At 42.3% G+C, this 13248-nt stretch carries 5 protein-coding genes; 2 read left to right on the top strand and 3 right to left on the bottom strand.

The features are described from left to right. Positions 1-523: 523 nt before the first annotated feature. Positions 524-2995, bottom strand: coding sequence for a glycoside hydrolase family 95 protein (locus tag P1X15_RS17340; protein WP_277339400.1), 2472 nt, complete (start codon positions 2993-2995; stop codon positions 524-526). Positions 2996-3169: 174 nt separating this feature from the next. On the opposite strand from P1X15_RS17340, the gene P1X15_RS17335 reads away from it, so the two are divergent. Beyond that, positions 3170-4048: an AraC family transcriptional regulator gene (locus tag P1X15_RS17335; RefSeq protein WP_277339399.1), complete on the top strand. Its 879-nt coding sequence runs from the start codon at positions 3170-3172 to the stop codon at positions 4046-4048. A 305-nt stretch (positions 4049-4353) separates the two neighbouring features. Here the strand turns inward: P1X15_RS17335 and P1X15_RS17330 are convergent, their stop codons facing one another. Continuing rightward, positions 4354-4932 carry a helix-turn-helix transcriptional regulator gene (locus P1X15_RS17330; RefSeq protein WP_277339398.1) on the bottom strand — a complete coding sequence of 193 codons (579 nt, stop codon included), beginning with the start codon at positions 4930-4932 and terminating at the stop codon, positions 4354-4356. Between the two features lie 347 nt (positions 4933-5279). Next, positions 5280-6311 carry an AraC family transcriptional regulator gene (locus tag P1X15_RS17325; RefSeq protein WP_277339397.1) on the bottom strand — a complete coding sequence of 344 codons (1032 nt, stop codon included), beginning with the start codon at positions 6309-6311 and terminating at the stop codon, positions 5280-5282. Positions 6312-6765: 454 nt separating this feature from the next. Here P1X15_RS17325 and P1X15_RS17320 point away from each other — a divergent pair, with 454 nt between their 5' ends. Continuing rightward, positions 6766-13248, top strand: coding sequence for an SdrD B-like domain-containing protein (locus tag P1X15_RS17320; RefSeq protein WP_277339396.1), 6483 nt, complete (start codon positions 6766-6768; stop codon positions 13246-13248).

Raw genomic sequence — 13248 nt, 5'->3', positions numbered from 1 at the left:
ATGTAAAATTTAGTACACGTACTTACTTATAATGGAAGACGCCCAAGCTTATAGCCTAATTCAGTGAATTAATTAAACAAAAGTAAGATGAAGAGGTCTGAGAAAGAATAGAGAAATACGCTCTATTTTTGCATAAATCCGACTTTTTTTGAGATATAAAAAAACGTTTTTTTGTACTTATTATAATAGGATACAAAACAATTCCTGTGACAACAGCAAAAGCCATTGTCAAAAAAAGAATGATTATCAAATGCATTAAGCTTATGGTATTTTTTACCTAAAAGCCTCTTAAAAAAAGGGCTTTTAGCTAGCTTATCACATTTAAACAGAAAATATGACAGGGTTTAAATAATTAACACAATTTGTCTTCTTCGTCAATTATGTTGTGGGTTTAAGGTAAATAGTAGAAACACTATATGAAAAACACTAATAAATTATGTGTCATTTTTAGGGTATGTAGTGTGGCATCTTATATGATGATTAATGGATTACGATATACTAAAATGACAGATTATAAAGTGTGCTATTTTGTACTAAGAAGATAGGTCTTGTTTTTTTGAGTTTTTAACTGCAACAAATATCCATCTTCGGTTTTTGTTGATTCGAGATTTGTGCCTTGCAATTTTACAGGTTGAGAAGTCAAGAGACTCAAATCTTCGCCGTTGAGGGATTTGATTTGGGCGTTAACCAATTTTTGTTTAGCCCAATTGAGAGAGACCTCAAATCCTCCTCGTGCCTTTAGTCCCTTTACTTGTCCTTCGGGCCAAGCACTTGGCAAGGCAGGCAATAAATGAATCTTATCTTGGTGACTTTGCAAAAGCATTTCGGCCATACCGGCGGTTCCGGCAAAATTGCCATCAATTTGGAAAGGTGGGTGGGCATCAAACAAGTTGGGGTAAGTACCACCGCCTCTGCTCATGATGGTTCCAGTTTCATTGGTATATTTCAACAACTGACGAATAAGCGTATAAGCGTGGTCGCCGTCCAATAATCTCGTCCAAAAATTGATTTTCCAGCCTTTGCTCCATCCCGTTCCGTCGTCGCCGCGCAATTCTAGGGTCTTTTTAGCGGCATTAAAATAAGTGGGGGTATTTTTAGTGATTTGGCGTCCAGGATGTAAGCCAAATAAGTGCGATACGTGGCGGTGGCGAGGATCTGCTTCTGGAAAATCTTTGTACCACTCTAGTAATTGACCTTTGCTTCCTACTTGTAAGGGGAAGAGTTTGCTTCTTTTAGCGATAAGCAATTCTCTAAATTCGGGGTCTTGGTTCAACACAGTGGAGGCATCGATAATATTGGTAAACAAATCCCAAATGATAGACATATCCATCGTGGTAGCTACCGATACACCCTGTTGTTTGCCATTGGCATCGATAAACTTATTTTCGGGGGTAGTAGAAGGGGCGGTTACCAAATAGCCATCTTTATCGGTCACTAGCCAATCAAGCGAAAAAAGCGCCGCTTCTTTCATCACAGGGTAAGCTTTTTCTCTGAGGAAGTTTTTGTCGCCCGTAAATCGATAATGCTCCCATAGGTGTTGGCATAGCCAATTGCCTCCCATATACCAGTTGGCCCATACCGGGTCGCCCGCGCCTCGGTCTCCTACGGCATTGCTCAAAGCCCATATATCAGCATTATGATGTGCTACCCATCCTTTGGTTTTGTAGTATTCTTGCGCGGTTTCTTTTCCGGTTTTGGCCAAATGTTGAATCCAATCTAGTAGAGGCTGATGCATTTCCGAAAGGTTAGTAACCTCCGCAGGCCAATAATTCATCTCGGTGTTGATATTGATGGTATAATTTGAACTCCAAGGCGCTCTCAATTCTTTGTTCCAAATTCCCTGTAAGTTGGCTGGAGGACCGCCAGGGCGAGAAGACGAAATCAGCAGATAGCGACCATACTGAAAGTAAAGCACCTCTAGAGCAGGGTTATACTTCCCACTCGTATAAGCGATAAGCTGCTCATCAGTGGGAAGGGATTGGGGTTGGGTAGTGGTCGTATCTTTAATGACAAGCTGACAACGATTAAAATAAGAGTGATAATCATTTTGATGGGCTTTTAGTAAGGCAGCAAACGATTGTTTGGCGGCTGCTTTTAAGGTGTTTTCAGCAATTTGTTTTTCGTTTTTCCCGTCTTTGTCGGGACATTTGTCAAAGCCATTGAAACTAGTAGCGGCTACTACATACAAAATCACCTCCGAAGCTCCATCAATGTGTATGCCTGCGGTATCGGTTTTTACAGAGCCGTCTTTGGCGATTGCTTTGATACGGTACTGAAATCTCATGCCATTGCAGCCCAAAGAATCTTCATAAATAATTGGCTGACGGCCTTTAATATTATAATAAGAAGGGTCAACCTTAGCCGGAGCTTTGCCATTGATGACCAACTCGCTCGTGCTAAAGGCCTGTTTCTGGATTCTTAATTTAGATTGGGTACTGATATCGAGACTCAATTGTTTGGGTTTATTGGCACTTAGTCGTACTATAAATACATTGGCTGGGGCCGATATAAATGCTTCGCGAACATACTCTACATCATCCACCTTAAAACGAGTGCTAGCTATGGCATTGGAAATGTCTAAATCACGGTAGTAGGAGGTAGGAGTCTTCGTAGAAAACCGATGTTTGATGAGTAAATCGGCCAAGGGTAAGTAGGATTCGGTATAAAAACCCTGCATTTTTTTGGTCAATTCGTTAGCTTTCGAATAATCTTGTTTTTCCAAGAGCTCTTCACGAATTTGGCTTAAATAAGTATGAGCATCAGGGTTTACATTTTTTTTGCGTGGGCCTCCCGACCATAAAGTGGCTTCATTGAGCTGTATAAGTTCTTCATTCACACCCCCAAAAAGCATCGCCCCGATTTGTCCATTTCCTAGTGGCAATGCCTCTACCCATCTATCTGCGGGTTTTGAATACCAGAGCTTTTGAGTCGATTGACTCCATACTTGGGTAGTATAAAATAGAAATACCAAAGAAAAATGTAAAAATTGCTTCATGATTAGGTAGGTTAACGTGCTGAGTTGAGTTTTATTAACAGGTAAGAGAATGCTATGTTGGCACTTGCAAAGTAAATATGTTTCTTATCGATTATAATTTTGGAAATTACCAAGATTATAAGCTATTTTAACTATAAAATACCAAAAGCTGAAAAGTTTATAGTAATTTTTAATATGAAACCTCAAGTTTTACAAGTTGCAACTAATCCCAATCGTTCCTTTAGCATTCGTAAAGATGCAGTTCCCAATGTGAACAGTCGCTGGCATTGCCATAAAGAAGTGGAGCTAGTGCATATTCATAGAGGTAGTGGCACTCAGTTTGTGGGGGATAGCATCAGGAGGTTTAAAGCGGGAGATATTGTGTTGGTAGGGGCAAACTTGCCACATTATTGGCATTTTGACCAAGAAGACAAAGCAGATGCATCACTTCAGCCCAATTTGTCGCCTTATTCTTCTGTTATTCATTTTACTGAAGATTTTTGGGGAACTCAATTTCTGTTATTACCCGAAAATAAGATGTTAAAAAGTATACTCGAAAAAGCCAAGAGAGGGGTGGTGTTGCAAGGGAGGATAAGGCAGGAAGTAGGTACGCAAATAGAGAATGTTTTTAATACCGAAGGTACTTTCCAACTAATCGCCCTTATTCAGTGTTTATTGTTGGCTCAACACTGCGACGAATCCGACTATTTGTCTTCGCTTGGTTTTCAGTATGATTCTTCTGAATTTGAAAATGAGCGGCTTCATTCTATTTATAAATACACACTCCAAAATTTCCACGATAAAATCAAACTCCAAGAAATAGCTTCCTTGGCGGGATTGGCTCCTAATTCGTTTTGTCGGTATTTTAAGCACCGAACGGGCAAGTCTTATTCACAATTTCTACTAGAAATCAGAATCGGTAATGCTTGCAAGTTACTTATCAATACCAAAATGAATATCAAGCAAATATGCTTTGAAAGTGGTTTCAACAACTTTACTTGTTTTTACAAAAAATTTAAAGCGGCAACGGGCATGAGTCCATTTTCTTATCAAAAAGCCCATATTTCTAATTAATTAAGTACTAAAGCGTAGCAAGTCACGGTATGCCGTTGCTGCTTAATGTGCTAATTTGAAGATGTGGTAATTGATTTAGTACTTAATTATTGAAAATTAGAAAGTTAAGTACTGACGGAGAGGGGTAGTTCTACTTTTTTATAAGGGAGCTTAACCCTTTAAGTAGAAACGATTGCCAAAACGAGTTAATTTCCAGAAGAATCACCTCGTTTTGGCAGTAAATAATACATTCATTTTATTAACAAAAAAGCCATATTGGGCAAAAGGTAATGAGTAAAGATCTTTATAAGACATAATAGGGGGTATTATTGGACATATTTAAGTTGGTACTTTTTAGGAGTAATGCCAAAATGCTTTTGAAACATTTTATTGAATTTAATGGCAGAATTAGTCCCATATCCTACTGCTTTTGCAACTTCATTACATTTGAAGCCTTTTCGCAACAATTTGCTTGCGTGTTCCATGCGTTTGGCCAAATACAGTTGATAGAACCCCTGGCCATAAATGCGCTTAAATAATGACCTAAATTGGCTTGATGCCATGTCTATTTGTGAAGCGATTTCATCCTCAGAGGGAATAGCCTCGTTACACTTTTGTTGAATATAATATTCATAAGCCCATTCTATTTTTTGGCGTACACTCATTGAGAGAAGCATCTCTTTATTTAGCATTTCTCTATCTTGAGTTGCTACTGGCTCCTCTTGCTGGTCGGGTATTAGGCTTGTTTTAGGGTGAGGTGGCTGGTATATTAAATCAAAAGAAATTTGTTTTGACAACAAAAACGAAAGCAACATAGGTGTATCTTTCTGGTCAATCTGTATGCATACTGTTTGTGACTGCATTTTAGCAGTATCATTCAAAGAGGGAATAGGGTTAGCGTTCATAATCAGTTAGATTTAGATTGTTAAAATATGTAGGGTATCGAATAAATAAGACTAAATGTTTAAATTTTAGTAGACATATACAATGGATATGTATATAAAAGACGTATTTAGGGATTGAAAGTCACATATGTAAGAAAAATAAAAAAATAGCCTCATTGTTTATGTTTATTTTCGAATAAAGTAAGAATCATTTTTTTGTTATTGGAATATATTTTGACTAAACGGCATAAAAATAAATCGGATTAAGTTAGTTGCGATGAGAAAAATATAAAAATGAACCGTTAGACATTAAGTGTGTATATGTCTAATGGTATAGTAATATATTTATACTAAAACCTTAAAAAGTTTTATAATGCTTTAGAGGTTTGTTGATATTTGCTTGGTAACTCTCCGAAATATTCTTTAAATATCCGCGAAAAATGAGTTAAGTTTTTGTAGCCTAATTGATGTGCAATCGTTGAGATGTTCATTTTGTTGTCGGTAAGCCATTTGTGGGCAAGCTCCATACGGTATTGTAAGAAGTACTGATATACACTTTCTCCATATACTTTTTTAAACGTGCTTTTGAATTTAGTGGGGGACATAGCGGCTTCAGTTGCAAGTTGTTGAATAGTGGGCGGTTGTGTCACATCTTTCAACAGTAGCGTTCGAGCTCTAGTAATAGCTTCTAAGTCGCCTTTCTTTAATAAATACTTTATGGCGTTGGTATTGTTTTGGCTCAGTTGGTCAAAGATTGTTTTCAAGATTGCATAAAGGTTTTCTTGGAAATCCATCATTTCCCAGAAGGTTTTCATGCTGTTTGACATGAGCGACTCAAATAATGTCCTCGTTCTAGGACTGACAGAATCATAAACCAATACAGGCTCTTCAAAGTGTTTTAGATAAGATTCTTCGGGAGCATTGATAAAACTTTGGATTCCTATAATTGGGATAAAAATACTAACCCCCCTAAATTCGGTATTTTTAGAAAAAAGTAAACTGTAAGGCTTTGGATTGCTATTAGAGGTAGCAATAATCCAATCACCTTTTTTATGGATTGAATATCTTTCATTATCAATTTCCTTAAAATCACTGTTGGAGGATAGGTAAAAGAGAATGAGGTATTGTTGAGTAGGGTCAGGAAGATAACGGAGCAACGTTTCAAGTTGGAAAAAATAATGAGACTTGAAGACATATATTTCTTTTTCTTCTTGAGATAAAGCGAGCATAGGTAATTGAAACTTCATAACCGACAAGCTACCTATTTTATTTTCGTTTTCAAATTGATAAATAATTTGGTTTTCCCTGATTTCCATTTGGGTGGTATCGTGGAGTGAAATAAAATCTCCAAAAGATTTTGCGGTTGGATTGAGCAAGATGTCGTAAGTGTTAACTTTCATGGTAGAGTAAAATGTTGAGCCAATGTTATAGAAGATAAATGTCGTTTAAGTATATTAAATTGGTATGTGTTGAAAGTATTCCAAATAAGATTCTTGTACTGGTAAATGGTATACAGATTAGACTTACTTTCCTTGAAATAGTAACGAAAATTTTTCTTACAAAAGAGAAGGTATACTTTTTGTAGAAACTGTATAAACTCGCTTTTTCATTTATGTAAACCCAAAGAGACTGCTTCTTGTTTCATTCGGACATATATCACCTTTAATCTCTGCTTTGGCACCTATTTTGAACCAAGACTGTAATAAATCTTCAACAGTCTACCTATGCTCTGCGCGTTTAATTCTTTTGTTTTTAGGCTTAATTCTTCCTGAAAAACCACCCATTCAGGGCAGGTTATCCGTTGCCTTATAGTTGGTATATTTTTGAAAATTCTCCGCTTAATCGCTATAAAAAATGAAACATTACATTTTACTCTACTATCTCAAGCCTACTTATTGTATGCTGTTATTTTGGCTGCTGGCAATTGGGGCACAAAGCCAAGTTGTTCTGACACTAGATTATCAGGCTGCCGCGGGTACGCCAACCAGTGTTCCTTCGGGTCAGTATTGGACTATGAAACTGAACTACTCAGTGTCCAGTACTACAGGCTCGGCTTCGGGGGTGAAGATTACAATTCCTATGCCTGACTACGTCGACGATGAGTTATCGGGAATTAGCGGGACTACCCATGCTCCAGCGGGCAATTTTGTATTTACAACTACTCCTGGAGCCAAAAAACTGACCATTAACTTCATTGATCCCGTACCGTCGGGTTCAACAGGGGTACTGGAATTTCAGATGCGTTCTCGAAATGGGTACACGCCCGATGGCACGGTCATACACACCTGTGCTACCCTGACGGATGGAGCTGGAAATACCTCTGGGGATAAGTGTCATGATATGGGTATTACGGCTACCCTTGGTGTTTGTGGACTTAAAAAAATGAAATATGCCTCTACACCTGCTGTAGGAACACCCATTACCTACCAAATTCTGTTGAGTGGACCTGATATAAATTATCCACAGAATGTTAATACAGGAGGACTCAACCTAACCAACATAAGTATTACCGATACTTACCCCGCAGGAGCCACCTTTGTTAGTGCTAAAGTGGTAGATGGAACTGGAAATACGGTCTCAAGCACCATTAACCAAAGTGGCAATACGGTCACTGCTACATTTCCAGATATGGTATATGCTACTGCATACACCTTATATTTCCAAATTCCTTTGTATATCTTGGAGGTCACGGTGAAGTACGATTCTCCCGGCTTTAGTTCTGGGCAATCGGTTACCAATGCAGCTACCGTTACCCTGACTCCATTAGGTAAGAGTCCTGTGACATTCGTTGACGGCAGCACTGCGTCAGGATGCACCAGCGATTTGATAGAAACGCATACTCTGACGACACCTACGGCAAATGCCACCATAAGAAAGTGGATAGATGGGAACAATGACCCTATTCCTGCCACTTCAGGATCGGACATTGGTTATTATATTAGTTTCCAGAATACAGGGTCGGTACCCTTGGAAAATACAGAGATTATTGAAACCGTTCCTGCAGACTTCACCCTTCATCGTATATCTTTTGGCAATGCTTCGTCTGATATCATTGGCTTGCAATATCAAACCAACCTCAATGCTTCGTGGACAAACTTTACCATATCAGACCCTTATAATATAGGTTCTCCCAGCTTAGGCTCTGGCGAAAAAATTACCAAAGTCAAGTTTTTATTAGCCACGCCTTTTGAAGCGGGAAGAGTTCTGGCTAATGGTTGTTTCATCGTTTTTACCGGGAATAGCGTATCTGCCTCTACACCCGTTACAAACTGTATAGAATGGAACAGTACAACCTCCAACCTCCCAAGCAATCGAGAAAGCTGTAACAGTCAAATAGTACTTAATCCAACTCCTACTACTTCCAGCGTAGCTTATTCTGCAAACCATTCTCCAGGGTGTACTACCTGGACACTCGGCCAAACACTCACCCTAAGCGGAAATGTGGAGATAAAGTCGGGCTATGCGAATATACAAGACCCTACGGTAGCTTTTTTAGTGCCGCCGGGATTTCAGTATATACCGGGTAGTGAAACATTCGATCCAAGTTCATCCCAAATAACTACCACGCCAACGTTGACCATTACCCCCAATTTTGTTGTAATAAGTGGCGTTACGTATGCTTTGTATCGTTGGACGTTTCCCTCTGGTACAATAGGAACTGCTCCTGGCTTTTTTAAAGTCACTGTAAATGTTAAAATCACAAGTGGTGTGCCAGCGGGTGTTTTGCAAAATATCCTGTTTTTGGCAGATGGATCCAACACCTCTGTGAAGGCAGGCGATACGTATGGCTACACCTATACAGATACCAACGACTGGGACGGTGATGGCAATACCACCGAGCAGGCTAAGGCTGCTCATACCTCTAACTATGGTTGTGATTTAAAGATACAGGCTTCTACTTCCATGGAGTCCATCAAATGGGTTAAGGGCTTACTTGATAGTGAATATTCACGATACCCCAATTCTGGTCTGACCGTACCCGGCGGTAATGCTGATTACAAACTGATTGTAAAGAACACAGGAAACGTAACGATGAAAGATATCAAAATTATTGATATTCTTCCCTTCATCGGTGACCGGGGGGTCATTGATCCTCAGGCTCGTAATACTGAATGGCGTCCTAACTTAGCAGACCCTATTTCGGCCCCGGCAGGTATTACCGTTTATTATTCAACGGTAGGAAATCCATGCCGTGATGAAGTAAAACAACCCGCCGACCCTTCGCCTTTCCCAGCGGGCTGTGCGGCTCCTAACTGGAGTACGACCCCGCCTTCTGACATTACCAAAGTGCAATCCGTTAAAATTGACTTTGGGGCAACCCAACTGGCCGGAGGTGATTCATTGGTATTCAACTGGCCGATGCGTGCTCCCGTAAACGCTCCTACAAATGGTGAAATTGCCTGGAACTCTTTTGCCTTTGTAGCTACTCGCAGCGACAATGACGAAGCCCTTATCGCTGCCGAACCAATCAAAGTGGGAATCAAAGTACAGGCCGGAGCTCCCGCTTACTATGGAGATCGCGTATGGTTTGATACCAATAAAAACGGGGTTCAGGATGCCGGAGAAGGTGGTGTGGATGGAATCAAGGTCAAATTATTTACTCCACGGGTAGTGGGTACTCAAAACCCTGCAACCGACTCCCTCGTCAACTTCACCATTACAGGCAACGGAGGTTTGTATAAATTCTCTAACCTGAAGCCGGGTGATTACTATGCGGTATTCTGTTTACCCACAGGATATAGCATTTCACCCAAAGATGCCACGAACGATGCGGAAGATTCTGACGGAACCCAAACTACTTACAATGGAGAACTGGCCACGATTGTTCCGATCACCAATCTAACTGCCAATGAAGAAGATCTCACCTGGGATCAAGGCATATTCTGTGAATTTACGCCTGCCGTAACCCCTATCCAAACAGTGGCTGCTAATAGCTTTGTAACCCTTACAGCTAGCGGTGGAACTACCTACCTATGGTCGGGACCGAATGGATTTACCGCCTCTACGGCTTCTATCACCATTAATCCGGTCACTCCTGCTGATACAGGTAGTTATGTTGTCAATATTGAGGTAGGAGCTTGCCGTGCAAGTTTGACAACAGGCATTAAAATCGGTTCAGCCTGTACGAAACCCTTAGCAGCCGTAACGCCCAAAACACAAACCATTTGTGTGGGAGGAGCCGTCACAGCTTATACAGCGACTCCAAGTTCGGAAGTGGCCTACAAATGGTATGGCCCCTTGGCAGATACGACGAGCAGCTTGGGTACGGCGATTAGCGGAGCAACCAATGCAAGCTATACGCCAACAGGAACAGCTTTGACGACGGCAGGGACAAAATATTATGCAGTGGTGGTAAACACAACAGGAGATGCGGCCTGTGCCGATACAGCCTTTGTGAGATTGGTGGTGAATGCCAAACCGAGTATCGCCGATGGCAGTGCCAGCATCTGTGTGGGGGAAAGTGTCGATCTGACCTCTAAAATCACGGGCTATGCCAACTACCAAAGTCCGGTGTGGACAGTAAGCACCGTAGGGGGAACAGCCGTAGCGACACCCACCTCGGTAAAACCGACCTCGACAACGACCTATGTGTTGGTAGCTCAAAATGCCGCAGGATGTAAAGATACCGCTCAGGTGGTGGTGACGGTCAATCAAAAACCAAGTGCAGGCACCGACCAGACGTTAACCTGTGCCAACCCCTCGACCAACGAGTTGACGACGAGTACCACCCTGACAGGCACTCCTACAAGCGGAAACTGGGCGGCACAAGCCGGCAACCCCGCTTCGGCGACGGTAACCAATGCGGGAGCCGTAACAGGCATGAGTGTAGCGGGAACCTACAAATTCATCTACACGAGTGCAGCAGGTTGCAGTGATACAGTAGCCGTAACGGTACAAGCCTGCCAGGGCTGTACCAAACCCGATGCAGGTTCTGACGCAGCCTCGGTATGTCAGCCGACAAGTACAGCAAAATTGACAGCCTTGACAGCGGGAGGCACCTGGGCAGCTCAAGTGGGCAATCCTTCAGCCGCCAGCATCGATGCCAATGGTAACATCACAGGCTTATCGGCCGCAGGCACCTATAAATTCATTTACTCCGTAACCAGTGGCGGTCAAACCTGTACCGATACGGCACAAGTAGTAGTCAATGCCAAACCGAGTATCGCCGATGGCAGTGCCAGCATCTGTGTGGGGGAAAGTGTCGATTTGACTTCTAAAATCACGGGCTATGCCAGCTACCAAAGTCCAGTCTGGACCCTAAGCACCGCAGGGGGAACAGCCGTAGCAACACCGGCATCGGTACACCTAACGACAATGACTACTTACGTTTTAGTAGCTCAAAATGCCGCAGGATGTAAAGATACCGCTCAGGTGGTGGTGACGGTCAATCAAAAACCAAGTGCAGGCACCGACCAGACGCTAACCTGTGCCAACCCCTCGACCAACGAGTTGACGACGAGTACCACCCTGACAGGCACTCCTACAAGCGGAAACTGGGCGGCACAAGCCGGCAACCCCGCTTCGGCGACGGTAACCAATGCGGGAGCCGTAACAGGCATGAGCATAGCGGGAACCTACAAATTCATCTACACGAGTGCAGCAGGTTGCAGCGATACCGTAGCTGTAACAGTACAAGCCTGCACAGGGTGCGTGAAACCGAATGCAGGTGCAGATGCGGCCTCGGTATGCCAGCCGACTAAAACAGCGAAGTTGACCGCAGTGACATCCGGTGGAACATGGTCACCGATAGGTAGTCCTTCGAATCCGTCGTCGGCGACGATAGAGGCGAGTGGTAACATCAATGGGCTGAATACGGCAGGAACCTACAGATTTGTGTATTCGGTGACTTCTGGCGGTCAGACCTGTACAGATACGGCACAAGTGGTAGTGAAGGCTAAGCCAAATGCAGGTAAAGACACGACCTTTGTTTGTGTGAATGGGAATGTGCCCTCAAGCGTTCAGTTATCGGCAACCCCAAATGGCGGAAGCTGGTCAGCCTTGACAGATAATCCAACGGGAGCAACGGTAAATAGTTCAGGTTTGGTAAATATTACCAATTCGACTGCACAAGGCAAATCGTTTAATTTTGTTTACTCGGTAAATGGTTGCCAAGATACGGTGAAGGTGATAGTGCCTGTATGTTCATCCCCATGCATCGAGTCGACGATAACAGTCAACGACCCTGTTTGCTCCCCTGATGTCCAGACGTATAGTTTTACCTTTACGGTGTCTAACAAGTTGGGTGTTGTAAAAGTCAACAAGGGTACGTTAAGTGGTAACAATCCTTACACAGTGTCAGGGATTCCCTCAGGCCAGAGTGTGCTAATTGTAGATAGTTTAAGTGCAGTGTGTAAAGTAGATACTACGGTAGCAGGAGTAAACTGTAACTGTAATCCCGCCTTACCCCAGTTGTTAACCCCGAGTACGACGGTATGTATTGGGGATACTTTCCCTACTTTGAAAGCGACAGTTGTAGGATTAGCGACCGTAGAGTGGTTTAGCCAATCATCGGGAGGTAGTGTTATCTTTACAGGATTGAACTTCAAGCCAAGCGGTTTGGTGAGCAAAGACACTGTATTTTACGCACAAGCACGGAGTACTGACCCGAGTTGTCCAGCAGCGATAAGTACGACTCGAGTAGGAGCTTTTATTGAGGCACAAAATTGCGAAGTAAATGTGGATTTAGCCCTAAAGAAGTCTATCAATAAAAAGATAGCCAAACTAGGAGATACCTTGACATACACGATCCAGGTCTTCAATCAGTCATCAACAGGAGCTACGGGGGTAGAAGTTGTGGATTCCATAGCGACGACGGTAGGGTTTATTCCTGGAAGTTTTGTGGCTAGTCGTGGTAGTGCTACAATTACCAATAACGTTATCAAGTGGACCATTGGCAACATTGGAGCCCCTGGTGATACGGTTCGATTGATCTATAAAGTGAAAGCTATCTCTGAAGGAATTCACTTCAATACAGCCGAAATAAGTAAGGTCAACGAAAAAGATGTGGATAGCACCCCTGGCAATGGCAAAGAAAGTGAAGATGATATTGATGGAGCGTGTTTTTCAGTCCCGCTTCAGCTTTGTGTAGGTCAAAAATTAGAGGTAACTGTCCCGTCACGTTATACCAATGTAGTATGGTATAAAGAGGGGAGTGCCACAGCAATAGCAATGGGCAATGTAGTATTGTTGGGTGAAGTAGGAACTTACACCTTCAGTGCATCGAATCAAACCTGTCCAGCGGGCGGTTGTTGTCCAGTGATAATCGAGGAAGGCACCAACTGCTGTCCTGTGGATATTTGTATACCCTTTACGATTCAAAAGCAGAAAAAGAAATAA

This window comes from Runella sp. MFBS21 (genome assembly GCF_029433105.1).
In the GTDB taxonomy this organism is placed as follows: Bacteria; Bacteroidota; Bacteroidia; order Cytophagales; family Spirosomataceae; genus Runella.
The sequence above is the reverse complement of the archived record's forward strand: the minus strand, read 5'-3'. Positions and strand labels throughout refer to the sequence as shown.

Excerpts from the sequence above, each read along its gene's own strand:
- P1X15_RS17340 (WP_277339400.1), bottom strand. The coding sequence starts at position 2,995 with ATGAAGCAATTTTTACATTTTTCTTTGGTATTTCTATTTTATACTACC.
- P1X15_RS17335 (WP_277339399.1), top strand. The coding sequence starts at position 3,170 with ATGAAACCTCAAGTTTTACAAGTTGCAACTAATCCCAATCGTTCCTTT.
- P1X15_RS17330 (WP_277339398.1), bottom strand. The coding sequence starts at position 4,932 with ATGAACGCTAACCCTATTCCCTCTTTGAATGATACTGCTAAAATGCAG.
- P1X15_RS17325 (WP_277339397.1), bottom strand. The coding sequence starts at position 6,311 with ATGAAAGTTAACACTTACGACATCTTGCTCAATCCAACCGCAAAATCT.
- P1X15_RS17320 (WP_277339396.1), top strand. The coding sequence starts at position 6,766 with ATGAAACATTACATTTTACTCTACTATCTCAAGCCTACTTATTGTATG.